Genomic DNA, 25,106 nt, shown 5'->3' with positions numbered 1-25,106 from the left:
CATAACGGCTGCCCTGTGCAACAGCCTCGTTCCCACCTCGCCTTCTGTGACGACGTGAGGAGGTTTCATCCCCGATGAGGCGCGTCGATCATGACGATGCACCGAACTGACCGAGGACACGCCGACGCACGCGATCTGGATGTGACGTCTGGAGGGCGCCTCACTGCGGCTTCAGCACGTCCTCCACCCGGCCCAGCGTCACCGTCCGCGGCGTCTCCAGCGCGACGTGGTAGCCGAGCGCGCGAGCCTCGCCGGCGCGGTCGCGCAGGGCGGCGCGGCCCGCGTCGACGCCGTGGCAGAGCGCGAAATATAGGGCGGTGAAGTTGGCCGAGCCGCGCAGCACCCAGTCGGGCGAGCGGTCGTCCGGCGCGAGATAGACCGCGACGGGCGGGCGACCGGCGGGCGCGCTGAGGATCGCCGGCCGCGTCGCCGAGCAGAAGACGTAGCCCGCCTCATCGCCCCCCGCGGCCCGGCCGCCGGAACTCGCGTGAAAGGTGCGGACCTGCGTGCGGAACAGCTGTCCGTCCGCGCCCGTCGCGATCGGCGTCTTGCCGACGATCTGGAACTCGTCGCAGCCGTCCTTGCTGCACAGGCCGCGCACGATGTCGGGCCGGTCGGGCGCCTGGGCGGAGGCCGCGCCGGGCAGGGTGGCGAGGCAGGCGGCGAGGAGGAGGGCTTGGCGCATGGGATCCGGGCGATGGGCGGCGTGACCGCGCCCGTCTAGCCCGCGCGCGTGGACCGAAAGCGGCGGCGCGATGGAGGCGCGATGGCGGATCACCCCTCGTCGGTCCGCCCCGCCATCGCCTCCATCGCGTCGAGCAGGGCGCCCACCTCCGCCTCCCCGTATGCGAAGAAGCCGAGGCTCTTCGTCAGCAGCAGGCCGAGCGCGGCGAAGAACAGCACCGAGGGCGCGCCGGGCGCGCCCGGGCCGTCGATCTCGCCGAGCGTGCCGGTGATCTTGCCCCGGAAATCGTCCAGCGCCTTGGGGTTCTCGGCCGAGGCTACCAGCAGCGCCTTCGGGAACCCGTCCTCGCGGCCGTAATGCGCGCGGGCGTGGCGGATCATCGCCACGAGCGGCGCCACGCGCGAGGGCGGCAGGCCCGCCTCGATGGCGCGCATCTCGGCGTCCATCCGGCCGAACTGGTGGCGCACCATGGCGGCGATCAGCGCGTCGCGGCTGGCGAAATGGTGCATCACCCCGCCCTTGGAGAGCCCCGCCTCGGCCGCCACGGCGTCGATGGTCAGCCGCGCCGCGCCCTCCCGCCGGATCAGCGCCTCGGCGGCCTCCAGGATCACCTCCGGCGTCTGCGCCGACCTCCGCCTCACCGCCACGCGACACCCTCGAACAAACCGACTGGACGGTCGGTAAACTGCGTGCTAGGGCAGCCGTCGTCAACCCCGAGTGCGGCTTCCATGCCCGGCATCCTGCCCCGTCTCCTCCCGCTGTGCTTCGCCGCCCTGCTCGGCGTCGCGCCGGCCGCCGCCGACGGGGAGCCGTCGCCGAAGCCGCTGCTGCGCGTCAAGGTCGCGACCGCCGTGGCGAGCGACCTCGCGCCCGCGATCACGCTGACCGGCGACGTGCAGGCCCGCTACACCTCCGACCTGTCGTTCCGCGCCGCGGGCAAGATCGCGACCCGCACCGTGGAGGTGGGCCAGCACGTGACCGCCGACCAAGTGCTGGCGACGCTCGACCCCGCCGAGCAGACAGCGAACCTCCAGAACGCCCGCGCGGCGCTGGCCTCCGCCCAGGCCCTGCTCACCCAGGCGCAGCTCGGCTTCGCCCGGCAGAAGAGCCTCATGGCCTCGGGCTACACGACGCGCAGCGCCTTCGACAACGCCGAGCAGAGCCTGCGCACGACGCAGGCCGCGGTCGATTCCGCCCGGGCGGCGCTCGGCACCGCCGAGGAGCAGCTCGGCTTCACGGAGCTGCGCGCCGGCGTGGCCGGCATCGTCACGGCCCGCGACGCCGAGGTCGGGCAGGTGGTGAGCGCGGGCACGCGCGTCTTCACCCTGGCGCAGGACGGGCCGCGCGACGCCGTGTTCGAGGTCTACGAGGCGCTGCTGGTGAGCCCGCCGAACGGCGGCATCGCCGTGGCGCTGCAGTCCGACCCCTCCGTCACGGCGGCCGGCACCGTGCGCGAGATCGCCCCGACCGTGAACCCGACCTCCGGCACCGTGCGGGTCAAGATCGACCTCGGCGCGACGCCGCCCCGCATGTCGCTCGGCGCCACCGTGCTGGGCACGGGCCACTTCCGGGCGCAGCGCGGCATCGTGCTGCCGTGGAGCGCGCTGTTCCGCCAGGGCGACGGCCCGGCCGTGTGGGTGATGGGCCCGGACGGGACGGTGGCGCTGCGGCCCGTGACGGTGACGCGCTACCTCGACGACGCGATGGTGCTCTCGTCCGGCGTCGAGGCCGGGCAGCGCGTGGTCACGGCGGGCATCCAGTTCCTGCGGCCGGGGCAGAGGGTCGAGGCGGTCGAGGGAGGGGTGCCGTGACGCAGGCCCTGTCTTCTCAGGATGCGGGTCCTTCTCCCCTCGCGGGAGAAGGTGGCCTCGCGAAGCGAGGTCGGATGAGGGGGCATGGCGCTGCGCCCTCCGCCGCGGCGGTCATCGTCGGGCGCGGCGCCAGCCCCCCTCATCCGTCGCCGCTTCGCGTCGACACCTTCTCCCGCGAGGGGAGAAGGGGGACACGGAACGCGGTCGCCATGCTGCTCACCGCACTCGCCCTCGCGGGCTGCGAGCAGGAGGCCGAGCCGCCCGTCCCGGTCCGGCCCGTGCTCACCACGGTCGTCGCGCCCGTCACCTCCGAAACCTTCGGGCCCTTCGCCGGCACGGTCGAGCCGCGCTACTCCGCCAGGCTCGGCTTCCAGATCGCAGGGCGCGTGGTGGCGCGCGACGCCGAGGTGGGCGACCTCGTCAAGGCCGGCCAGCGCCTCGCGGCGCTCGACGCCAAGGTGCCGTCCTTCGCGCTGAACCAGGCCAAGGCCGACGTCGCCGACGCGGAAGCCCAGAACGCGAACGCCGCCGCCACGGCCGCGCGCCAGAAGACGCTGTTCGACGGAGGCTCGGTCACCAAGGCCCAGCTCGAGACCACCACGGCGGCCGCCGACACGGCCGCGGCGCGGCTCGTCCAGGCCCGCGCGAACCTGCAGCGCGCGCAGGACCAGTTCGGCTACACGGAGCTGCGCGCCGACACGGCCGGCGTCGTCACGGCCTGGACCGCCGAGGTGTCGCAGGTGGTGAGCGCCGGGCAGGCCGTCGTCACCGTGGCGCGGCCGGACGTGATCGAGGCCGTGGTCGACATCCCGGACGGGCTCATCGCCGCGGTCAGCCCCGGCGAAGCCTTCGCGGTGGCGCTGCAGTCCGCCCCCGCCGTCACGGCGCGCGGCATCGTGCGCGAGATCGCCCCGCAGTCGGACAGCGCCACCCGCACCCGCCGCGTGCGCCTGACGCTGGAGAGCCCGCCATCCGCCTTCCGGCTCGGCACCACCGTGGCGGTGGCGCTGCGCCGCCCGATCCCGCCCCGCATCGCGCTCCCCGCGACCGCGATCCGCAGCCAAGACGGCCGCGACGCGGTGTGGCTGGTCGCGGACGGGCGCGTCCTGTCCCGCGACGTCACGGTCACGGCCCGCGCGGCGGAGGCCGTCACGGTGGGGGCGGGCCTCGCCTCGGGCGACCGCGTGGTGACGGCCGGCGTGCACAGCCTCGCCGAGGGCCAGGCCGTGCGGCTCGGCCGGCCGCTCTGAGGAAGACCGCCATGACGCCCGAGATCCCCGCCGAGGACCTGCCGGAGAAGCCCGGCTTCAACCTGTCCGAATGGGCCCTCGAACACCGCTCCTTCGTGTGGTTCCTGATGCTGGTGTCGCTGCTCGCCGGCGTCATGGCCTATCGCGGCCTCGGCCGCGAGGAGGACCCGCCCTTCGCCATCAAGACCATGATCGTGGCGGCCAACTGGCCCGGCGCGACCGTCAGCGAGACGATGGACCAGGTCACCGACCGCATCGAGAAGGAGCTTCAGCAGATCGACGCGCTCGACTACACCAAGAGCTACACGACGCCGGGCAAGACCACCGTCTTCGTGCAGCTCAAGGACACGATCGACAAGAAGTCCATCGGCCAGGTGTTCTACCAGGTCCGCAAGCACATCGGCGACATCAAGGGCGACTTCCCCTCCGGCGTGCAGGGGCCCTTCTTCAACGACGAGTTCGGCGACGTCTTCGGCAACGTCTATGCCTTCACGGCCGACGGGCTGAGCTTCCGCCAGCTGCGCGACTACGTCGAGCGCGTCCGCACCGACATCCTGAAGGTGCCCAGCATCGGCAAGATGCAGCTCCTCGGCACGCAGGACGAGGAGATCCGCCTCGACTTCTCGGTGCGCAAGATGGCGGGCCTCGGCGTCGACGCGCAGTCGGTCATCAAGACCCTGCAGGCGCAGAACGCCATCTCGCCCTCCGGCACCGTCCAGGCCGGCCCGGAGACGGTCAGCCTGCGGGTCGGCGGCCAGTTCGCCTCCGAGGACAGCCTGCGCTCGATCGACCTGCGCATCAACGACCGCTTCTTCCGATTGAGCGACATCGCCGACATCTCGCGCGGCACGGTGGACCCGCCGCAGCCGATGTTCCGCTTCGACGGCAAGCCCGCGATCGGCCTCGCCATCGCGATGCAGCCCTCCGGCAACCTGCTCCGGTTCGGCGAGGCCCTGAAGGCGCGCATGCGGCAGGTCGAGGCGGAGCTGCCGGTCGGCGTCGGCGTCCACCTCGTGTCGGACCAGCCCAAGGTCGTCGAGGAAGCGGTCGGCGGCTTCACGGAGGCGCTGGTCGAGGCCGTCGGCATCGTGCTCCTCGTCAGCTTCGTCAGCCTCGGCTTCCGCGCCGGGCTCGTGGTGGCCTGCTCGATCCCGCTGGTGCTCGCCATCGTGTTCGTGGTGATGGGGCAGATGGGCGTGTCGCTGCAGCGCATCTCGCTCGGCGCCCTCATCATCGCGCTCGGCCTCCTGGTCGACGACGCCATGATCACGGTCGAGACCATGGTGGCGCGCCTCGAGCGCGGCGAAAGCCTGCGCCGCGCCGCCACCTTCGCCTATTCGTCGACCGCCTTCCCCATGCTCACCGGCACGCTGGTGACGGTGGCGGGCTTCATCCCCATCGGCTTCAACGGCTCCTCGGCGGGCGAGTACACCTACTCGCTCTTCGTGGTGATCGCGGCCTCGCTGATCGTGTCCTGGATCGTGGCGGTGCTGTTCGCGCCGCTGATCGGCGTGACCCTGCTGCCGAAGACGATGAAGCACCACGCGGAGCGCAAGGGGATCGTGGCGCGGCTGTTCTCGGCCACGCTGTCGGTCGCCATGCGGGGTCGCTGGCTCACGGTGGGCGTGTGCGGCGCGCTGCTGGCGGCCTCGATCGTCGGCATGGGCTTCGTGCAGCAGCAGTTCTTCCCCTCGGCCGACCGGCCCGACCTCCTGGTCGACATGACGCTGCCGCAGAACAGCTCGATCGCGGAAACTCGGAAGCAGATGGACCGCTTCGAGGCCGCGCTCGCCGGCGACCCCGACATCCGTTCTTGGAGCTCCTACGTCGGGCAGGGCGCCGTGCGCTTCTACCTGCCGCTCGACCAGCAGCTCGCCAACAGCTTCTTCGGCCAGATCGTGCTGGAGCCGGTCGACCTCGCGGCCCGCGAGCGCGTGCAGGCGCGGCTGCGGCGCTTCGCGGAGGAGAACTTCGTCGGCATCGACGTCTTCGTCCACCCGCTCGACCTCGGGCCGCCGGTGGGCCGCCCGATCCAGTACCGCCTGTCCGGGCCCGACCTGCAGACGGTGCGGGACCGCGCGCTGGACCTCGCCAACATCGTGGCGGCCAACGGCCACGTCGGCCAGCCGACCTTCGACTGGAACGAGCCCGGCAAGGTGGTGCGGGTCGACATCCTCCAGGACAAGGCGCGCCAGCTCGGCGTCACCTCGCAGGACGTGGCGGCGCTGCTCAACTCCATCGTGGGGGGCACGACCATCACGGACGTGCGCGACAGCATCTACCTCGTGCCGATCGTCGGCCGCGCGCAGCGCGACGAGCGCGACGCGGTGAACACGCTGCAGGACCTGCAGGTGCCGCTCGGCAACGGATCGGTCGTGCCGCTGCTGTCCTTCGCCACGATCCGAGACGGGCTGGAGCAGCCCATCGTGTGGCGCCGCGACCGCGAGCCCACCATCACGGTCAAGGCCAACATCGCCGACAACGTCCAGCCCGCCACCGTGGCGGCGGAACTGGCGCCGGCGATCGCCGCCTTCGCGGCGAAGCTGCCGGCCGAATACGGCCTCGCCACCGGGGGCGCGGTGGAGGAGAGCGCCAAGGGGCAGGGCCCCATCGCGGCCGTGGCGCCCCTGATGCTGCTCGCCATGGCGACGCTGCTGATGGCGCAGCTCCAAAGCTTCGGCAAGCTGTTCCTGGTGGCGAGCGTGGCGCCGCTCGGGCTGATCGGCGTCGTGGTGGCCTTGCTCGGGACGGGCAAGCCGATGGGCTTCGTGGCGATCCTGGGCATCCTCGCCCTGATCGGCATCATCATCCGCAACTCGGTGATCCTGGTCACGCAGATCGACGAATACGAGGCGGCCGGCACCGACCGCTGGCACGCCGTGGTGGAGGCCACCGAACACCGCATGCGGCCGATCCTGCTCACCGCCGCGGCGGCGAGCCTGGGGCTCATCCCCATCGCCGGCCAGGTCTTCTGGGGGCCGATGGCGGTCGCGATGATCGGCGGCATCCTGGTCGCGACGGCGCTGACGCTGCTGTTCCTGCCCGCCCTCTACGTCGGCTTCTACCGCATCAAGGCGCCCCCGCGCGGGCGGGCGGCGCCGGCCGCCGGGAGCGGGCGAGGCGAGGGCGGGCAGGACGGAAGCGTCGCGTCGGCGGCGTGAGGCTCCTCCCCGCCGTCATCGCGAGGGGAGCGACGCGATCCGGTCCTCTACGACGTGTCCCGGGGGGGAGGTCCCCCGCCGGGAGGGCCATCTCCGGACGGCGCGGGCTGGATCGCTTCGCTCCGCTCGCGATGACGGGCGGAATGGGATTGCCGTGCTCGTGGAGCGCGCTGGCCCTCACTCTCCCGACGACAGCTTCAGCCCCACGATCCCGAGAAGGATCAGCAACACGCTGCCAACCCGCAGCGCCGAGGCCGGCTCGCCCAGCACCGCCACGCCGAGCGCGAAGGCGCCGAGCGCGCCGATGCCGGTCCAGGCCGCGTAGGCGGTGCCGAGCGGCAGCGCGCGCAGGGCGTAGGACAGCAGCGCGAAGCTCAGGCCCGCCGCGAGCAGCGTCGCCACGCTGGGCCAGAGCCGGGTGAAGCCGTCCGACCGCTTCATCGCGTAGGACCAGGCGACCTCCAGCAGCCCCGCCACGGCGAGCACGGTCCAGGCGAGGGCGTTCGAGGTCATGCGCGGGCTCCGGCGCGGGCCGAGGCCACGTTGGCGAGGAACTGCCGCGCGCTGGCCGACCACGTGTAGCGGAGCGAGAAGGCGCGCGCCCGCTCGCGCGGCACCGCGAGCGCGGCGCGGCAGGCCTCGCCGAGGTCGTCGCGCATCACCCCGGCGTCGCCGTCGGCCAGCACGTCGCGCGGGCCCGGCACCGGGTAGGCCGCCACCGGGGTCCCGCTGGCCAGCGCTTCCAGCATGACGTTGCCGAACGTGTCGGTGCGGCTCGGGAACACGAACACGTCGGCGCTGGCGTAGATCTCCGCCAGGGACTCCCCGGTGCGCGTGCCGAGGAAACGCGCCGCGGGATAGCGCGCTTCGAGGTCGGCCCGCGCCGGCCCGTCGCCGACCACCACCTTGGTGCCGGGCAGGTCGAGCCGCAGGAAGGCCTCGACGTTCTTCTCCACCGCGACGCGGCCGACCGACAGGAAGATCGGCCGCGGCAGGTCCAGGCCCACGCGCTCGCGCGGCCGGAACAGGGCGTGGTCGACCCCGCGCGACCAGCGCATCAGGCGCGAGAAGCCCCGGGCCGCGAGGTCGTCGGCGAGGCTCGCCGTGGCCACCATCGTGCCCCGCCCCGCGTTGTGGAAGCGCCGCAGCCAGGCGTAGGACAGCGCGCGCGGCACGGGCAGGCGCGCCGCGAGGTAGTCCGGGAACTGCGTGTGGTAGCTCGTGGTGAAGGGGCGGCCCACCCTGAGGCAGTGGCGCCGCGCGGCGAGCCCCACGGGCCCCTCGGTGGCGACGTGGACGTGGTCCGCCGCCGAGGCCTCGATCCGCGGCCCGAGCCGCGCGGCCGTGACGAGCGCGAGGCGGATGTCGGGGTAGGTCGGCAGGCCGACCGTCCGCCAGCCCTCGGGCGTGAGCGGCAGGATCTCGGCGCCGAGCGCCGGCGCCTCGCGCCGCAGCGCCTCGATGGACCTGACCACGCCGTTGACCTGGGGATGCCAGGCGTCCGTCGCGATCAGGACCCTCATCGGGCTTCCCACGGGGATGGGCTCCCCATCCGGGACAGGTCGGCCCGCCGGCGTCCCGGGACCCGGGGGCCCATCCTCACGGGAGCCCGTCACGCCGCGGCCTTGGCGGCCTCCTCGCCGAGGTCGATGTCGAGGTCCCGGTCGGTCGCGCCGACGGCATTCGGCGCCTTGACGGCGAGCCAGTGCAGCACTTCGAGGCGGCCGTCGTGGTGCTCGGCCACGAAGGAGCAGGACTCCACGAAGTCGCCGGTGTTGACGTAGGTGACGCCGGCGATGTCGCGCAGGGCGGCGTGGTGGATGTGGCCGCAGATCACGCCGTCGGCGCCGTGGCGAGCCGCCTCCTGGGCCAGCGCGTCCTCGAAGTCGCCGATCAGGTTGACGATGTTCTTGACCTTGAACTTGGCCCAGGCCGAGAAGGACCAGTAGGGGAAGCCCAGGCGGCGGCGCACGGCGTTGAACCAGGTGTTGGTCACCAGCGCGGTCCGGTAGGCCCAGTCGCCCAGGTAGGCGAGCCACACCGCGTAGCGTACCACGATGTCGAAGTCGTCGCCGTGGGTGACCAGGAAGCGGCGCCCGTCCGCCGTGGTGTGCACGGCGTCGCGCATCACCTCCACCCCGCCGAAGGTCATGCCGACGTATTCGCGGGCGAACTCGTCGTGGTTGCCGGGGATGTAGACCATGCGGGCGCCCTTGCGGGCCTTGCGCAGCAGCTTCTGCGCGACGTCGTTGTGGCCCTGCGGCCAGTACCAGCCGGATTTGAGCTTCCAGCCGTCGATGATGTCGCCGACGAGGTAGATGGTGTCGGCGTCGTTGTGCTTGAGGAAGTCGAGGATCAGGGCGTGCTGGCAGCCGCGGGTGCCGAGGTGCAGATCGGAGATGAACAGGGTCCGGTAATGGGCGGTCTTCTGCGTCATCGCGATACTCGGCGCTCCTTCGACGACGCGGACGGCTCGACGGGGCCGGCCGCGCGACGGATGACAGCTCGGGACGCGGGGGCGATTTCGAGGGACTGCCCGCGTCGACCCGTGTCTAGTCCCGGCGGCGTGGCGCCCGTGTGACGGCCGGCCGATAATGGCGCCCGCCCGGCGGCGCCGCAATCCCGCCACGGCGAAAGCCGGGGAAGGGTGGCTTTGCGGCAACGGCGCCGCGCCACGGGCCGCGATAGCGTTCGATATCCCGAACGGAATCGTCTATCACCACGGACGGGATCGAGGAGCGTGCCGTGGGCGTCGAGGGTCGGGACAAGGCGAAGGCGCTGGAAGCGGGGGCGAGCGCCCTGTCCGGCCAGCTCGGCCGCACGGTGCAGCGGCTGCGCAAGGCCTACAACCTGTCCCTGTCCGACCTGTCCGAACAGTCCGGCGTCGCGAAATCGATCATCAGCCAGATCGAGCGCAACGAGACCAACCCGACGCTGGCCACGATCTGGCGCCTCGCCCAGGCGCTCGACGTGTCGATCGACAAGGTGCTGCAGGGCGCCGAGGACGAGCCCTTCGTCGAGAAGACCGCGCGCGCGGAGATGCCGATGCTCGTGTCCGACGACGGCCGCTGCCGGCTCGCCATCATCGGCTGGATCAAGACCGTCGATTGGCTGCAATGGTACGACATGCACGCCGAGCCCGGCGGCGTGCTGGAATCCGACGCGCACCAGCGCGGCTCGATTGAGTGCCTGTCGGTGCTGGACGGGGAGCTCGAAGTCTCGGTCGGCGGCCGGCTGGAGCGCGCCCGCGCCGGCGACACGCTGCGCTACCGCTGCGACCGCCCCCACGTGATCCGCAACACGGGGACGGCGCCGGCCCACGCCACGATGGTGTGCATCCTGAAGGCGGCCGTGATGGACTGACCGGCCAACGGCCGGATGGCACGCGGGCGCGGCCGCCGCCCTCACTGCGCCGCGGTGAGGGCGTGCCCGGCCGGGTCGGTCGAGAGCGGCGGATGCGTCAGCCAGGGCGAGGGCTGCCGGCCGCGGGCCTCGCCGCGCGCGAACAACGTGGTCATGTATTCGGTGCTGAACTGTTCGGCCGCGTCGCTCGACGGCGGCTCCGGGACGTCGGCGTCGATGAAGGCGATGTGGTATCCGATGCCATGCGACTGCGCATAGGCAAATGAGCTCAGCACGTTGTTGCGGCCCTCGCGCCGCAGCACCGTGGCGAGGCTCCGCGCGGCCACCGAGACGGTGTCGTCGTCGACCACCTTGAAGGTCGGGTCGATCTTGTTGTTGACCAGGATGTAGAGGTCCTTGATCGGGTTCGGTGTGCCCGCGCGGCCGCCGTAGATCACCTCGTCGGGAGCGACGTAGAGCTGACGCAGGGCGACGCCGTCGACGTGCATCTCCTGGAAGCTGCGGCCGCCGCTCTCCACGTCGATCAGCCGCGGCGGGAACAGGGCCGGGATCGAGGCCGAGGCCGCCAGCACCTGCCGGAACAGCTTCAGGGCGTTCGGCGAGCCGGAGGCGGCGATGGCGCCCATGTTCCACACGACCGAGCGCTGCTGGTCGAGGTTGGTCGAGACGACGAGCAGCCGGCGCCCGCGGCGGTGCTCGGCCGCGACCGCGTCGAGGATGCCCTGGTCGATGTATTGCGCGATGAACTTGCCGAGCTTGTCGCTGTCGACGAAGGCGTTGCCCACCACGGCGTTGAGGATGTTCACGTTCTTGACCAGCGCCGAGGCGTAGCCGTCCGTATACAGCTTCTGCAGGGTGCCGTCGTACTTGGATCCGAGGAACACGAAGGGCGCCATCAGCGCGCCGGTGCTGATGCCCGACACCATGGTGAACTGCGGACGCTGATGGGACTGCGTGAGGCCCTTCATGAAGCCGGCCCCGAAAGCGCCGTCGGCGCCGCCGCTCGACAGAGCCAGAAAGGTCACCGGCTCGTGGCGAGCCTGCGCCTGGGTGGCCACGGTCTGGCGGAAGCGCTCGAACACGAAGGCGGGCGCGTCGGCGTAGAAGCGCACGTCGGCCGGCATGCCGGGCACGTCGGCCGAGAGGGCCTCGGCTTCGGTGTAGGGGATGCGCGGCGCGGTGGTCGAGCAGCCGCCGATCGACAGACCGAGGGCGAGGAGACCGAGCAGCGACGCGCGCTTCGTGGTGGACATGGACACGGAACCCCGATGACGCTTCGGCGGCCCGCGACGACGGGATCCGAACGGGCGCGATTATGCCCGCGAAGGCAAGTCTCGCGAAGATGTGATGTTCCGGGCCCACCCCCGATTCATCGGCGGTGTTGCATCCGGGTGCCGCCGGGCTTCAGCGGACGTCGAGGCTCGCCAGCCGGTCGGCGCTGCCGAGGAACCGCGTGGGGTCGACCGGCTCGCCGTCGATCCTGACCTCGTAGTGGAGATGCGGGCCCGTGGCCCGGCCGGTCGCCCCGACGGCGCCCAGCACGGCGCCGCGCGCCACCGTCTGGCCCTCCGTCACCGCGATGCTGCCCATGTGGGCGTAGCGGGTCGCGAGGCCGTTGCCGTGGTCGATCTCGACCATGTTGCCGTAGCCGCCCGCCGTGCCGGCGAAGGCCACGCGGCCGGCCCCCGTGGCTCGGATGTCGGTGCCGTAGCCTTCCCGCAGGTCGACGCCGGTGTGGAGCGCCGGCCGCCCGAGGAACGGGTCGGTGCGTGCCCCGAAGGGCGAGGTCACCTCCATGCGTCCGAGCAGCGGCGCCGCGAGCGGGAGCCGTGGCAGCGCGGCTTCGAGCTGGCCGGCGGAGGTCACGGCGCCGCGCAGCTCCGCCACCGCGCGGTCGAAGGCGCCGTCCGGCCCGTCGGGCAGCGGCACGAAGGGGCCGCCGACGCCGCCGCCGGCCGCGGTCTTCGGCAGGAAGCGGTCGGGCGAAAGGCCGGCCGTCTCGATGAGGCCGCGGATGCGGGTGGCCCGGCCGCGGGCGGCGGCGCCGATGCGCGACAGGGCGTCGAGCTGCCGCCGCCCCACGCGGTCGAGCGACAGGTCGACGGCGCCGAGGCGGTCGCCGAGCGGCACGGCCGCGTCGTCGAGCAGGGACGCGTGGTCTTCGAGCCGCGCGCGGTCGCCGGGGCCGCGCGCCGGGGACTCGATCACGGGGCGGGGCTTGTCGGGGGCGGCATAGCCCAGCGCGGCGGCGGGCGGCGGCGCGACGCGGCCGGTGATCTCGGGCGGCAGGGCGGGACGGGCGGCCGGGTTGGGGGCGCCAGGTGCGCCGGCCTCGGCGGCGAGGCCCGCCACGGCGGTGGCGCGGGCTTCGAGCCGGGCTTCGCGGGCGAACAGGTCGTGCACGCGGGCGTCGAGCTTGGCGGCCTCGGCGCGGGCCCGCTCGGTCTGACGGTCGAGGTCCTGGCGCAGCGCCTCGATGCGGTCCTCGTAGGCGTACTGCATGGCGCTCTGGCGGCGCATCATCCCGGCCATGAGGTCGTCGTGCAGGGCCAGGTAGGCGATGCTGCACAGGCCCGCCAGGAGCAGCGACGGCAGCACCACGGCGGCGAGCTGCACCATCGGCGCCCGGAGCGCCACGGTGCGCATGGTCGAGCCGCGCGACAGCGTGATGAAGTAGTGGGACCGCGGCAGGGCTTCGGACGGGGGGACTCTGTGCGCCGGCATGCTCGGATCCACCCTTCGCGCCGCGCCACCCCCGAGGGTCGGCGCCACGCGTCGAGGTAATCCGGGCAGGGTTAACGTTCCCTCACCGGCGTCTCAGTCCGGGACACTCCGTCAGCGCGCCAGCGCCTTGGCGGCGGCCAGCACGGCCTCGGCGTGGCCCTTCACCGACACCTTGGGCCAGATCTCGGCGATGCGGCCGTCCGGCCCGATCAGGAAGGTCGTGCGCTCCACGCCCATATACTTGCGGCCGTACATGCTCTTCTCCTGCCACACGCCGTAGGCCTCGCATATGGCCTTGCTCTCGTCGGAGCCGAGCTCGATCTCCAGCCCGTGCTTCTTGCGGAAGGCGTCGTGGCTGCGCTCGGAGTCGGGCGACACGCCGAGGATCTCCGCGCCAGCATCGCGAAAGGCCGGCATGAGAGCGTTGAAGTCGGTCGCCTCGCGCGTGCAGCCGCTCGTGTCGTCCTTCGGGTAGAAATACAGCACCAGCGCGCGGCCGGCGTAGCGGGCCAGCGTCACCTCGCCGTCGCCGCGTGGCAAACGGAAATCCGGGGCGGGCGCGCCGGTCTGCAGGGGTTCGGCCATGGCGTCTTCCTTTCGTCCCATTGGGGGCCGATGGCTTCCGGCGGCGGCCGGCCGCATCGGCATGCCCGCGCAACGGTGGTCGGTCGCGTCCGGTCCGTCAATCCGAGGAGCCTGACGGCTTGGCCGTATCGCACGACCCACGGCGAGGTGAACCCGACCCGGACGAGCACGCGGCGCCGGACGACGCGCCCGCGGTGTGCATGCGGCACCTGCTCCGGCAGGGCCCGCGCCGTCGCGCCGGCCGGCCCCGCACGGGCCTGCGCCGCATCCGCCTCCGCCGCACCGCCCTGGCGCTCACGGGCTTCGCGGCCAGCATCGGCTTCATCGCGGCGGTCCTGGTCGGGGGGCTGTTCCTGAGGCTGCGCCAGGGGCCGATCACCTTCGACCTCAAGCCGCAGATCGTGGCGGCGCTGAACGCCCGCGTCGGCCACGGCTTCCGCTTCGACCTCGCCGGCACCTCGATCGAGGCGACCGACCACGGCCCGGCGCTGACGATCCGCGACCTGTCGGTCGCCGACGCCGGCGCGCGCCCGGTCGTGTCGGCGCCGAGCGCCTCGGTGGCGGTGGACCCGATGGCGCTGATGGTCGGCCGCGTCGCCCCGACCCGCCTCGACATGCACGACGTCGACCTGCGGCTGGTGATCCGGCCGGACGGGCAGGTGGCGGTGTCGGCGGGCGCGCAGGCGGCGGCCGTGCCGCTGGCCCGCGCCTTCGCGAGCGAGCCCCTGGCCGACGTGCCCGCGGACGCCGCGGCGCCCGCCGACCCGGCCCCGGCCGGCAACGCGCCGCTCCGCCCCGCCAACGGAGCCGTGCGGGCGCTGTCGGCGGCGCTCCGCTCGCTGGCCGACGCCGCCACCGCGCCCGACAGCGCCATCACGGCCCTGCAGAGCGTCAACGTCACGGGCCGGCTGGTGCTCGATGACCGCGTGCACGGCACCACGACGGTGTTCTCCGGCGCCGTGCTGGGCTTCGCGCGCGACGCCGACGGCGCGCCTCGGCTGTCCGTCGCGGCCGACGGCCCGGCCGGCCGCTGGACGCTGACGGCCCGCGCCGCGGCGGAGCCGGACGGCACGCGTCTCCTCGCCGTGTCGGCCGACAACCTGTCGCTCGACGAGATCACGCTGGCGGGCGGCCTGAAGAGCCTCGGCTTCGACTTCGACATGCCGGTCTCGGCCCGGGTCGACGTGAGGATCGGCGCCGCCGGCGAGCTGCAGGCCGTCAAGGGCACCTTCGCGCTGGGGTCGGGCTACTTCAAGCTCGACGACCCCGACCACGAGCCCATGCTGATCGACGCCGTCAAGGGCGGCTTCCACTTCGAGCCGGCGTCCTCGGCCGTGCTGATCGATCGGACCGAGCTGCACGGCGCGACGTCGGACTTTGCCCTGACGGGCCGGGTCGCCCTGCCGCGGGCCGCCGACGACCCGTGGACGGCGGCGCTCGACGCTTCGGGCACCTTCGCGCCCGAGCGGCCGAACGAGAAGCCGATCCGCGTGGCCCGCGCCGCGATCGGCTTCCGCGTGTTCCCGGCCGACCACCGTTTCGTGCTCGACCACGCCGACATTTCCGGCCCGGAGATCGACTTCAGCGGCTCGGCCGACATCCGCTCCGGCCCCGGCGGCCTCCACGTCCACGACGTGTCGACGGTGCGGCGCATGCCGGCGCAGACGCTGGTGCGCCTGTGGCCGAGCTTCGTGGCGGCGCCCGTGCGGGCTTGGCTGCTCGCCAACCTCAAGGGCGGGACGGTCGACGGCGGCACCGCCGTGGCCGACCTCGACGACGCCGACTTCGCGCTGATGAAGGCGGAGAAGTCCGTCGCCGACGGCCACCTGCGCGTCGACTTCGGCGTGTCGGGCGTGTCGCTGGCCTTCATGAACGGCGTGCCGCCGCTGATCGACCTCGCGGCGACCGGCACCGTGACGGGCCGCACCTTCGGCATGAGCGTCGGCCACGGCGCCATGGAGGTCGCGGCCGGGCGCCGCCTGCAGCTCGCCGAGGGCTCGACCTTCCGCATCCCCGACAACGACCCGAAGCCGATGCCGGCCTTCGTCGACGCCCACGTGGTCGGCGCCGTCGAGACGGTGGCGGAGCTGCTGCAGCGCGACGCCCTGAAGCCCTACGCCGAGCTGCCCGCCGACCCCGCCACGCTGCACGGCCAGATCGACGGGCGCCTCAACGTCTCGTTCCCGATCGGCAAGGACGTGCCGCCGAACAGCGCGGTCTTCTCGGTCTCGGCTTCGACCGCGAACCTCGGCGTCGACCGGCTCGTCGGCAAGGAGGGCCTGACGGACGCGGCGGTGAAGATCGACGTCGACCCCAAGACCGGACTCCACGCCAGGGGCGAGGGGTGGCTCTACGGCGCGCCGACCGCGATCGAGCTGCGCCGGCCGCCGTCCGGCGCCGGCGAGGCCGTGGTGGCGCTGACCCTCGACGAGGCGGCGCGCGCGCGCGCCGGCGTCACGCTGGCGGGGCTCAAAGGGCCCGTGGCGGCCAAGGTCACGGCCGCGCTCGTTTCGGGCGAGAAGACGCGGGCCGCGGTCGACCTCGACTTCACCCGCGCCGGCATCGAGGGGCTGGTCCCCGGCTTCAGCAAGCCGGCCGGCCGCCCCGCGCGGGCGACCCTGGCCGTGGTGCAGCGCGACAACGGCGTCGAGCTCGACAACCTGTCGTTCGAGGGCGGCGGCGCGACCGTGAAGGGCAGCGTCGACCTCGACCGCGACGGCGACTTCGCGTCCGCCAAGCTGTCCCAGGTGAAGCTGTCGCCGGGCGACGACATGAGGGTCGACGCGCAGCGGGCCGGCGACGGGCTGAAGGTGTCGGCCCAGGCCGCCAACCTCGACGCCCGGCCGTTCCTGAAGTGGCTGTCGGCGCCGAGCGCGCCCAGGGAGGCGCCCGCCAAGGGCGCTCTCGACCTCGACCTGCGCGCCACCATCCTCACGGGCCAGAACAGCCAAGCCGTGACCGGGGCCGAGTTGCACCTCACGCGCCGCGGCAGGGAGCTGAAGCGGCTCACGCTGGCCGGGCACCTCGGCCGCCAGCCGCTCACGGTCGCTACGGCGCCGATCGACGGCGCGCCGCACTTCCTGATCCACGCCGGGGACGCCGGCGCGGCGCTGCTCTTCATGGACCTCTACAAGCGCATGGGGGGCGGCAAGCTCGACGCCAACCTCGTGATGCTCGGGCAGCGGCTCGACGGCTACGCCACGGTGCACGACTTCATGCTGCGCGACGACCCCGCGGTGCGCAAGCTCGCCGTCCAGGGCCTCGCCAGCCAGCACCGGGACAGCCCGGACGCGGTCGCGGAAGCGCAACCCGTCGACCCGTCCTCCATGACGTTCCGCAAGCTCGAAGCCTCGTTCTCCAAGACGGGCAGCATCGTCGAGGTGCGGGACGGATCGATGTTCGGGCCGGCGCTCGGCGCCACCGTGGCGGGCACGATCGACTTCAGCCGCGACCAGGTGAACCTCGGCGGCACCTTCGTGCCGCTGTTCGGGGTCAACAACCTGTTTTCGCAGCTCCCGGTGCTGGGGCCGCTGCTCGGGGGCGGCCGGCACGAGGGCCTGCTCGGGCTGAACTACAAGATCACCGGCTCGGCGGCGAACCCGACGCTCAACGTCAACCCGCTGTCGGTGCTGGCGCCGGGCTTCCTGCGCCAGATCTTCGGCGCCATCGACGGCTCCGCGCATCGCGCGCCCGGCAGCGCCTCGACGGGCGCCCCGATGGGCCTCGACGACGCGCTGCGGCTCGGGGGGGAGTGACCCCGAGGGTCAGAGCTCCTGACCCTCGGCCAGCGCGGACGCGCGCCGCCGCCCGTCCCCGCCCTCGCGGGGAAGGACCGGGCAGGGGCCCGGCTCACTCCGGCTTCAGCAGGACGTGCTTCTTGCGGCCGAGCGACAGCTTCACGGCGCCCGCCACCACGTCGCGCATCGAGAGCACGGCCGCGTCGCTGGCGACCGTGTCGCCGTTGACCTTGAGGCCGCCGCCCTTGATCTGGCGCCGCGCTTCCCCGTTCGACGACACGAGGCCCGACCGCGTGAAGGCGGAAAGCACGCCGAGCCCGGCCTCGAACTCCGCCGCGGGGATCGACACGCTCGGCAGGTCGTCGGCCAGCGCACCCTGCTCGAAGGTGAGCCGCGCCGTCTCGGCCGCGGCCTCGGCCGCCTCGCGCCCGTGCATCAGCGCGGTCGCCTCGGTGGCGAGGCGCTTCTTGGCCTCGTTGATCTCGGCGCCCCCGAGCGCCTCGAGCCGCGCCACCTCGTCCAGCGGCAGCAGCGTGAACAGGCGCAGGAAGCGGCCGACGTCGGCGTCCTCGGTGTTGCGCCAGAACTGCCAGTAGCCGTAGGGGCTCAGCATGTCGGCCTTGAGCCACACGGCGCCCGACGCCGTCTTGCCCATCTTGACGCCGGACGCGGTGGTCATCAGCGGGCAGGTGAGCGCGTAGAGCTGCGGCGAGCCCATGCGCCGGCCGAGGTCGAGGCCGGTGATGATGTTGCCCCACTGGTCTGAGCCGCCCATCTGCATCCGCACGCCGAGGCGCCGGTTCAGCTCCACGAAGTCGTAGGACTGGAGGCACATGTAGTTGAACTCCAGGAACGACAGCTCCTGGTCGCGCTCCAGCCGCAGCCGGACGCTGTCCATCGACAGCATGCGGTTGACGGAGAAGTGGCGCCCGACGTCGCGCAGGAAGTCGATGTAGTTCAGCTTCGTCAGCCACTCGGCGTTGTCGACCATCACGGCGTCGGTCGGCCCGTCGCCGAAGCGGATCAGCCGCTCGAAGTTGGTGCGGATACCGGCCTTGTTCTCCTCGATCTTCTCGACCGACAGGATCTGGCGCGACTCGTCGCGGCCCGACGGGTCGCCGACGCGCGTGGTGCCGCCGCCCATCAGCACGACGGGCCGGCCCGCGCCGGTCGCCTGCAGCCAGTGCAGCATCATGATCGACACGAGGCTGCCGATGTGGAGCGAGCCGGCCGTGCAGTCGTAGCCCACGTAGGTGTTGAGCGATCCCTCGCGCGCCAGCGCGTCGATGCCGGCCTCGTCGGACATCTGGTGGACGTAGCCGCGCTCGCGCATCACCCGGAGGAAGTCGGACGCGGGCGCGGCCTGCTCGGCGCTGGCGGACATGGCAAGACTCGGTGTTCGGGGAGGGCGGGCCCGGCGGCGCCGCGTGCCGGCCCGTCTATGGCGTCTTGCCGGCCCGCGCAACTTCGGCGACGCTTTCGCGGATCGGCAAGGTTCCCGCGCCACGGTGGGGCGGCATCTGCGAGGAGGGGGCAGCCATGCTGGCGCTGGGCCTGATGAGCGGCACGTCGATGGACGGGATCGACCTGGCGCTGCTCGACACGGACGGGCGGGACCGCCTGCGCTTCGGCCCGACCGGCTTCGCGCCCTACGCCGCGGCCGACCGCGCGCTGCTGCGCCGCGCCCTCGCCGACGCGGTCAGCCTCACCGACCGCGACGCCCGGCCCGGCGCGCTGGGCGAGGCGGAAGCGCGGGTCACGGCGCTGCACGCCGCGGCCGTGCGGGACTTCCTCGCCGCGCATGCCGCGGAGGCGCGCGGCCTGGAACTCGTCGGCTTCCACGGCCAGACGGTGCTGCACCGGCCGGAGCGGCGCCTCACCGTGCAGATCGGCGACGGCGCCGCGCTGGCGCGGGCGGCGGGGGTCGACGTCGTGGCCGACCTCCGCGCCGCCGACGTCGCGGCGGGCGGGCAGGGGGCGCCGCTGGTGCCGGCCTTCCACCGCGCGCTCGCCGGCGCCTCCGGCCTCGCCCTGCCGGCGGCAGTGCTGAACCTCGGCGGGGTGGGCAACGTCACCTACCTGCCGGAGAGCGGCGACCCCGTCGCCTTCGACACCGGCCCCGCCAACGCGCTGCTCGACGACCTCATGCTGGAGCGCAGCGGCGCGGCCTTCGACCGGGACGGCGCCGCCGCGGCCGCGGGCACGGTGCGCGGCGACATCGTCGACGCGCTGATGAGCCATCCGTATTTCGCGGCGCCCCCGCCGAAGTCGCTCGACCGCGACGCCTGGTCCCGCGCCACCGTGGCGCCGCTGTCGACGGCCGACGCCGCCGCGACGCTGACGGAATTCACCGCAGCCTCGGTCGAGCGCGCCCTGCGGCACCTGCCGGCCGCGCCGGGCGTGCTGGTGGCCTGCGGCGGCGGCGCGCGCAACCCGACGCTGATGGGCCGGCTCCGGGCGCGGCTTCCCTGCCGCGTGCTGGCGGCAGCCGACCTCGGCTGGGACGGCGACGCCGTGGAGGCGCAGGCCTTCGCCTATCTCGCGGTGCGCTCGCGGCTCGGCCTGCCGATCACCTTTCCAGGGACGACGGGGGTGCCGGCGCCGCTGACGGGCGGCGTCGCCTTCAGCGGTCGGGCTTGAAGCGGCAGGTCGCGCCTGACCCGTCCCGCGCCGCCACGGCCTTCGGGTCGACCCGGCAGGACAGGTCGCTGATCGCGGCGTAGACCGAGCCCGCGGCGCCGTCCGGCGAGACGCCGTTCTCCAGCAGCGTGGCGTCGAGCGCCTGGGCGCCGCGGCCCGTCAGCCTGCGCTTGCCGCCGGCCGCGACGATCTCGCAGGCGTGGAGCGCGAGGTCCACGTCGCTGCTGCGGCACCGGACGGAGCTCGCCGCGACCGTGATGGGCGGGGCCGAGGCGGCCGCCTGCGCGTCGCCGTCGAGCAGGGCGGCGAGGGTCCTGCGGTCGGAGGCGGGCAGGGCCGCGTCCTCGATCCCGACCCGGGCCGCCAGCGCCAGGGCGCCGGAGCCCGAGCGGGCGCCGTCCTCCGCCGCGGCCGCGCCGCCGCCGAGGGCGCAGGCGGCGAGCAGGGCGAGCGCGGCGCGGCGGAGGGGCATGGCGGGCGGTCCCCCGGTCGGGCGGGCGATCAGCCGCCCGCGCTGCGCGCGGGGATCGCGATGCGGGCCGGGTTGTCGAGGCGCTTGTCGAGGTAGGCGCTGACCTCGCCGATGAGGTTGTCGACGCAGTTCTCGAAGAAGTGGTTGGCTTCCGGGATCACGGCGTGCTCGATCAGGATGCCCTTCTGCGTCTTCAGCTTCTCGATCAGCGTCTGCACCTCCTTCAGCGGCGCCACGCGGTCCTTGTCGCCGTGGACGAACAGGCCCGACGAGGGGCAGGGCGCCAGGAACGAGAAGTCGTAGAGCGTCGCCGGCGGGGCGATGGAGATGAAGCCCTCGATCTCGGGACGGCGCATCAGGAGCTGCATGCCGATCCAGGCGCCGAAGGAGAAGCCGGCGATCCAGCAGGCGCGGGCGTCGGGGCTCACCGCCTGGGCCCAGTCGAGCGCCGCGGCCGCGTCCGACAGCTCGCCGGCGCCGTGGTCGAAGTGGCCCTGGGAGCGGCCGACGCCGCGGAAGTTGAAGCGCAGCACCGAGAACCCGCGCTCGGCGAAAGCGTAGTACAGGTTGTAGACGATCTGGTTGTTCATCGTGCCGCCGAACTGCGGGTGCGGGTGCAGCACGATCGCGATCGGGGCGCCGCGCGTCTTGGCCGGGTGGAACCGGCCTTCGAGGCGGCCGGCGGGGCCGGCGAAGATGACTTCAGGCATGGGGTCTCCAGGCATTCCGGGGCCGCGCCGGCTCGGCGCGGCGCGCGAGGGGCGGCAGGCGGGGCTCGCTTGACTCGGGTTGCCGGAGGCCGTAACCCCGTTAGAACGATTCTAACAGGGTAGAACCATTCCAAGTTGGCGCCGGCCGCCGCTCGCAGGACCGAGCGAGGGGCAGACGGCCTCTTAGCACGCCCGCCCCTCGCGACTGCAAGACTTTTGAGTGGATCATCCGTGACCGGCCAGCCCGTCCGCCCGCGCGTCTACCTCGACCACAACGCGACGGCTCCGCTGCGCCCCGAGGCCCGCGCCGCGGCCCTGGCCGTTCTGGAGGCCGCGGCCAACCCGTCCTCCGTGCACGCCGAGGGGCGCCGCGCCCGCGCGACCCTGGACGGGGCGCGGGCCGCCGTGGCGGCCCTGGTCGGCGCGGAGCCCGAGGGCGTCGTCTTCACCTCCGGCGCGACCGAGGCCGCCAACCTCGCCCTGTCGCCGGACGCCGCCTGCGACGGCCGGCCCGGCTTCGACCGGCTCCTCGTGTCCGCCACCGAGCACGCCGCCGTGCTGCGCGGCCACCGGTTCCCCGCCGAGGCCGTGACGGTGCTGCCGGTAGACGGAGACGGCCTGCTCGACCTCTCCATGCTGGGAGAGGCCCTCGACGCGGTGCGGGCCGCCGGCGGCCGGGCCATGGTGGCCGTTCAGGCCGCCAACAACGAGACGGGCGTGCTCCAGCCCGTCCGCGCCATCGCGGGCTTCGTCGGGGATCGCGGCGGCGCGCTGGTCTGCGACGCCGTGCAGGCGGCGGGGCGGATCGACTGCGGCGCGCTCGGCGCCGACCTCGTCGTCCTGTCGGCCCACAAGCTCGGCGGGCTCGCCGGCGCTGGCGCGCTGGTGGCGGCCTCCGGCCGCGTCGCGCCCGGCCCGGCCGTGCTGCGCGGCGGCGGCCAGGAGCGCGGGCTGCGCTCGGGCACCGAGAACGTGCCCGCCATCGCGGGCTTCGGGGCGGCCGCCGCGGCCGGCCTCGTGCCCGGCCTCGCGGCGCTGCGCGACCGCTTCGAGGCGGCGCTGCTCGACGCGGCGCCGGACGCGGTGATCTTCGGGCGCGAAGCTCGGCGCCTGCCCAACACCTGCGCGTTCGCGGTGCCGGGCGTCGCAGCCGAGCGCCTGCTCATGGCCTTCGACCTCGGCGGCGTGGCGGTGTCGTCCGGCTCCGCCTGCGCGTCCGGGATGGTCGGAAGGTCGCACGTCCTGGAAGCCATGAAAGTGAAAGCCAGTTTCACTTCTGGCGCGATCAGGGTAAGTCTCGGGTGGAGTTCGGTCGCGGCCGACGCCGACCGTGCCGCATCGGTGCTCCGCGGGGCGCTGGCGCGCATGCGGGCCGGCGGCCGGTCGCGCATGGATGGCATGCCGCCGGCGCGACTCGACGCACTGGGGGCGGCGCTGCACCGCGGCGCGACTATATAGGTTTCAGCGGGGCCCGCAGGGGCCGACGGACGGAAGAGAGACCGGGGCGTTCGCGCGGCCGGTCCGGGAGTGTTGAGATGCCGGCAGTTCAGGACACCGTCGATCAGGTCAAGGCCATCGACGTCAGCGAATACAAGTACGGCTTTGTGACGGAGATCGACGCCGAGCGCGCGCCGAAGGGCCTGAACGAGGACATCGTCCGCTTCATCTCCGCCAAGAAGGACGAGCCGGCCTGGTTGACCGAATGGCGCCTGGACGCCTACCGCCGCTGGACCACGATGGAGTCGCCCGACTGGTCGCGCGTCAAGCACCCGCCGATCGACTACCAGGACCTGCACTACTTCTCGGCCCCGAAGGGCACGGCCGGCCCGAAGTCGCTGGACGAGGTCGACCCCGAGCTGCTGCGCACCTACGAGAAGCTCGGCATCCCGCTGCGCGAGCAGGAGATCCTGGCCGGCGTCGAGCCGTCCTCGCGCGTCGCCGTCGACGCGGTGTTCGACTCGGTCTCGGTCGCCACGACCTTCAAGGCCGAGCTCGCCAAGGCGGGCGTGATCTTCTGCCCGATCTCGGAAGCGGTGCACACCCACCCCGAGCTGGTGAAGAAGTACCTCGGCACCGTCGTGCCGGTGACCGACAACTACTTCGCCACGCTGAACTCCGCCGTCTTCTCCGACGGGTCTTTCGTCTACATCCCGCCGGGCGTGCGCTGCCCGATGGAACTGTCGACCTATTTCCGCATCAACGACACCAAGACCGGCCAGTTCGAGCGCACGCTGATCATCGCCGACAAGGGCTCCTACGTCAGCTACCTCGAAGGCTGCACGGCCCCGATGCGCGACGAGAACCAGCTCCACGCCGCGGTCGTCGAGCTCGTCGCCCTGGAGGACGCCGAGATCAAGTATTCCACCGTCCAGAACTGGTATCCCGGCGACGCCGAGGGCAAGGGCGGCATCTACAACTTCGTGACCAAGCGCGGCGACTGCCGCGAGGCGCGCGCCAAGATCTCCTGGACGCAGGTCGAGACGGGCTCCGCCATCACCTGGAAGTACCCGTCCTGCGTGCTGCGCGGCGACGACTCGCGCGGCGAGTTCTACTCGATCGCCATCTCGAACGGCATGCAGCAGGTCGACAGCGGCACCAAGATGGTCCACCTCGGCAAGAACACCACGAGCCGGATCATCTCCAAGGGCATCGCGGCGGGCAAGTCCGACAACACCTACCGCGGCCTCGTCTCGGCGCACCGCAAGGCCACCAACGCCCGCAACTTCACCAACTGCGACTCGCTGCTGATCGGCGAGCTGTGCGGCGCCCACACGGTGCCCTACATCGAGGCCAAGACCTCGACCGCGGTGTTCGAACACGAGGCTACCACCTCGAAGATCTCCGAGGACCAGCTGTTCTACTGCCGCCAGCGCGGCCTGTCCGGCGAGGAGGCGACCGCCCTCATCGTCAACGGCTTCGTGCGCGACGTGCTCCAGCAGCTCCCCATGGAGTTCGCCGTGGAGGCGCAGAAGCTCATCGCCATCTCGCTCGAAGGCAGCGTGGGCTGACCTGATTCCCCGCCGCCCATCCCCGCGACGCTCGGCCTCGCCGAGCCGGCGGGGATCCGGCGCAAAGGTGATCGGCCGCAGGCCGCCCATCATTCACCGTCCTGCCTCGGCCCCTGGATCCCCGCCTTCGCGGAGATGAACGGTGGAAAGGTATGCGACTTCAAAGAACGACGAAGCCAAGGTCCAGAAGCATGCTCGAAGTCAGGAATCTCCACGTCGAGGTGGAAGGCCAGAAGATCCTCCGCGGTCTTGACCTCACCGTCCGCCCCGGCGAGGTCGCCGCCATCATGGGGCCGAACGGCTCCGGCAAGTCCACGCTCTCCTACGTCATCGCGGGCCGCGAGGACTACGAGGTGACGGACGGCGAAGTCCTGCTCGACGGCGAGAACGTGCTGGAAATGGATCCCGAGGAGCGCGCCGCGAAGGGCCTGTTCCTGGCCTTCCAGTACCCGGTCGAGATCCCCGGCGTCGCCACCATGACGTTCCTCAAGGCTTCGGTGAACGCCCAGCGCAAGTCGCGCGGCGAGCCCGAGCTTTCCACCCCCGACTTCATGCGCCACGTGAAGCAGGGTGCTGAGAAGCTGGAGGTCAACCCCGACATGCTGAAGCGCCCCCTCAACGTCGGCTTCTCTGGCGGCGAGAAGAAGCGCATGGAGATCCTGCAGATGGCGCTGCTGGAGCCCCGCTACGGCCTGCTCGACGAGACCGATTCCGGCCTCGACATCGACGCGTTGCGCATCGTGTCGAACGGCGTCAACGCCCTGCGCGCGTCGAACCGCGGCTTCCTGGTCATCACGCACTACCAGCGCCTGCTCGACTACATCAAGCCGGACGTCGTCCACATCATGAGCCGCGGCCGCATCATCAAGAGCGGCGACGCCGCCCTGGCCCTGGAGCTCGAGAAGAACGGCTACCGCGACTACGTGGCGGCCGAAGCCGACGCCGCCTGAGGCCCGCCCC

The 25,106-nt window shown here is 72.8% G+C and carries 20 protein-coding genes; 9 read left to right on the top strand and 11 right to left on the bottom strand.

Going from position 1 to position 25,106, the window contains the following annotated elements:
- Nucleotides 1-160 precede the first annotated feature (160 nt).
- A complete protein-coding gene (locus L7N97_RS03370; RefSeq protein WP_237476958.1) occupies nt 161-685 on the bottom strand; it encodes a hypothetical protein in 525 nt (174 codons plus the stop codon).
- Between the two features lie 89 nt (nt 686-774).
- Entirely contained in the window at nt 775-1,332 is a 558-nt protein-coding gene (locus L7N97_RS03365; protein WP_237476957.1) for a TetR/AcrR family transcriptional regulator, read from the bottom strand.
- 81 nt (nt 1,333-1,413) lie between these two features.
- Between L7N97_RS03365 and L7N97_RS03360 the strand changes: the two genes are divergently transcribed.
- The 3 genes from L7N97_RS03360 to L7N97_RS03350 all read left to right on the top strand — a co-directional run bounded on the left by L7N97_RS03360 (nt 1,414) and on the right by L7N97_RS03350 (nt 6,907).
- Nucleotides 1,414-2,496 carry an efflux RND transporter periplasmic adaptor subunit gene (locus L7N97_RS03360; protein WP_237476956.1) on the top strand — a complete coding sequence of 361 codons (1,083 nt, stop codon included), beginning with the start codon at nt 1,414-1,416 and terminating at the stop codon, nt 2,494-2,496.
- Between the two features lie 209 nt (nt 2,497-2,705).
- Nucleotides 2,706-3,746, top strand: a complete 1,041-nt coding sequence (locus L7N97_RS03355; protein ID WP_237476955.1) for an efflux RND transporter periplasmic adaptor subunit — start codon at nt 2,706-2,708, stop codon at nt 3,744-3,746.
- 11 nt (nt 3,747-3,757) lie between these two features.
- Complete coding sequence (locus L7N97_RS03350) at nt 3,758-6,907, top strand: efflux RND transporter permease subunit (RefSeq protein WP_237476954.1); 3,150 nt, start codon at nt 3,758-3,760, stop codon at nt 6,905-6,907.
- Between the two features lie 177 nt (nt 6,908-7,084).
- Here L7N97_RS03350 and L7N97_RS03345 read toward each other — a convergent pair whose 3' ends face one another.
- The 3 genes from L7N97_RS03345 to L7N97_RS03335 form a co-directional block, all read right to left on the bottom strand.
- Nucleotides 7,085-7,420, bottom strand: coding sequence for a DMT family transporter (locus L7N97_RS03345; RefSeq protein WP_237476953.1), 336 nt, complete (start codon nt 7,418-7,420; stop codon nt 7,085-7,087).
- Nucleotides 7,417-8,430: a glycosyltransferase family 4 protein gene (locus L7N97_RS03340; RefSeq protein ID WP_237476952.1), complete on the bottom strand. Its 1,014-nt coding sequence runs from the start codon at nt 8,428-8,430 to the stop codon at nt 7,417-7,419. The genes L7N97_RS03345 and L7N97_RS03340 overlap by 4 nt, the downstream gene beginning before the upstream one ends.
- An 89-nt stretch (nt 8,431-8,519) precedes the next feature.
- Nucleotides 8,520-9,344: a UDP-2,3-diacylglucosamine diphosphatase gene (locus L7N97_RS03335; protein WP_237476951.1), complete on the bottom strand. Its 825-nt coding sequence runs from the start codon at nt 9,342-9,344 to the stop codon at nt 8,520-8,522.
- Nucleotides 9,345-9,652: 308 nt separating this feature from the next.
- Between L7N97_RS03335 and L7N97_RS03330 the strand changes: the two genes are divergently transcribed.
- Complete coding sequence (locus L7N97_RS03330; RefSeq protein ID WP_237476950.1) at nt 9,653-10,270, top strand: helix-turn-helix domain-containing protein; 618 nt, start codon at nt 9,653-9,655, stop codon at nt 10,268-10,270.
- Nucleotides 10,271-10,311: 41 nt separating this feature from the next.
- Here L7N97_RS03330 and L7N97_RS03325 read toward each other — a convergent pair whose 3' ends face one another.
- The 3 genes from L7N97_RS03325 to L7N97_RS03315 all read right to left on the bottom strand — a co-directional run bounded on the left by L7N97_RS03325 (nt 10,312) and on the right by L7N97_RS03315 (nt 13,579).
- Complete coding sequence (locus L7N97_RS03325) at nt 10,312-11,523, bottom strand: patatin-like phospholipase family protein (protein WP_237476949.1); 1,212 nt, start codon at nt 11,521-11,523, stop codon at nt 10,312-10,314.
- 151 nt (nt 11,524-11,674) lie between these two features.
- Nucleotides 11,675-12,994, bottom strand: coding sequence for a M23 family metallopeptidase (locus tag L7N97_RS03320; RefSeq protein WP_237476948.1), 1,320 nt, complete (start codon nt 12,992-12,994; stop codon nt 11,675-11,677).
- Between the two features lie 111 nt (nt 12,995-13,105).
- The gene (locus tag L7N97_RS03315) at nt 13,106-13,579 is read right to left on the bottom strand and encodes a peroxiredoxin (protein ID WP_237476947.1); all 474 of its coding nucleotides are present in this window, start codon (nt 13,577-13,579) and stop codon (nt 13,106-13,108) included.
- Nucleotides 13,580-13,698: 119 nt separating this feature from the next.
- Between L7N97_RS03315 and L7N97_RS03310 the strand changes: the two genes are divergently transcribed.
- Nucleotides 13,699-17,334 (top strand): DUF3971 domain-containing protein, encoded by a 3,636-nt coding sequence (locus L7N97_RS03310; protein ID WP_237476946.1) that lies wholly within the window; start codon nt 13,699-13,701, stop codon nt 17,332-17,334.
- 94 nt (nt 17,335-17,428) lie between these two features.
- Here the strand turns inward: L7N97_RS03310 and tyrS are convergent, their stop codons facing one another.
- Nucleotides 17,429-18,700: a tyrosine--tRNA ligase gene (tyrS, locus tag L7N97_RS03305; protein WP_237476945.1), complete on the bottom strand. Its 1,272-nt coding sequence runs from the start codon at nt 18,698-18,700 to the stop codon at nt 17,429-17,431.
- A gap of 155 nt (nt 18,701-18,855) precedes the next feature.
- Between tyrS and L7N97_RS03300 the strand changes: the two genes are divergently transcribed.
- Nucleotides 18,856-19,956 carry an anhydro-N-acetylmuramic acid kinase gene (locus tag L7N97_RS03300; protein ID WP_237476944.1) on the top strand — a complete coding sequence of 367 codons (1,101 nt, stop codon included), beginning with the start codon at nt 18,856-18,858 and terminating at the stop codon, nt 19,954-19,956.
- Here the strand turns inward: L7N97_RS03300 and L7N97_RS03295 are convergent.
- Both L7N97_RS03295 and L7N97_RS03290 read right to left on the bottom strand, forming a co-directional pair.
- Nucleotides 19,940-20,428, bottom strand: a complete 489-nt coding sequence (locus tag L7N97_RS03295) for a hypothetical protein (protein ID WP_237476943.1) — start codon at nt 20,426-20,428, stop codon at nt 19,940-19,942. The genes L7N97_RS03300 and L7N97_RS03295 overlap by 17 nt on opposite strands.
- A 29-nt stretch (nt 20,429-20,457) precedes the next feature.
- Nucleotides 20,458-21,138 carry an alpha/beta hydrolase gene (locus tag L7N97_RS03290; protein ID WP_237476942.1) on the bottom strand — a complete coding sequence of 227 codons (681 nt, stop codon included), beginning with the start codon at nt 21,136-21,138 and terminating at the stop codon, nt 20,458-20,460.
- Between the two features lie 231 nt (nt 21,139-21,369).
- Here L7N97_RS03290 and L7N97_RS03285 point away from each other — a divergent pair, with 231 nt between their 5' ends.
- The 3 genes from L7N97_RS03285 (at nt 21,370) to sufC (ending at nt 25,096) form a co-directional block, all read left to right on the top strand.
- The gene (locus L7N97_RS03285) at nt 21,370-22,596 is read left to right on the top strand and encodes a cysteine desulfurase family protein (protein ID WP_237476941.1); all 1,227 of its coding nucleotides are present in this window, start codon (nt 21,370-21,372) and stop codon (nt 22,594-22,596) included.
- A gap of 77 nt (nt 22,597-22,673) precedes the next feature.
- On the top strand, nt 22,674-24,146 hold the full coding sequence (sufB, locus tag L7N97_RS03280; RefSeq protein WP_237476940.1) for a Fe-S cluster assembly protein SufB: 1,473 nt from the start codon (nt 22,674-22,676) through the stop codon (nt 24,144-24,146).
- A gap of 191 nt (nt 24,147-24,337) precedes the next feature.
- Complete coding sequence (gene sufC, locus L7N97_RS03275; protein ID WP_237476939.1) at nt 24,338-25,096, top strand: Fe-S cluster assembly ATPase SufC; 759 nt, start codon at nt 24,338-24,340, stop codon at nt 25,094-25,096.
- The last annotated feature ends 10 nt before the right edge of the window (nt 25,097-25,106 follow it).

This window comes from Lichenibacterium dinghuense (genome assembly GCF_021730615.1).
Taxonomy (GTDB): domain Bacteria; phylum Pseudomonadota; class Alphaproteobacteria; order Rhizobiales; family Beijerinckiaceae; genus Lichenihabitans; species Lichenihabitans dinghuensis.
This window is presented reverse-complemented; position numbering and strand designations above follow the sequence as displayed.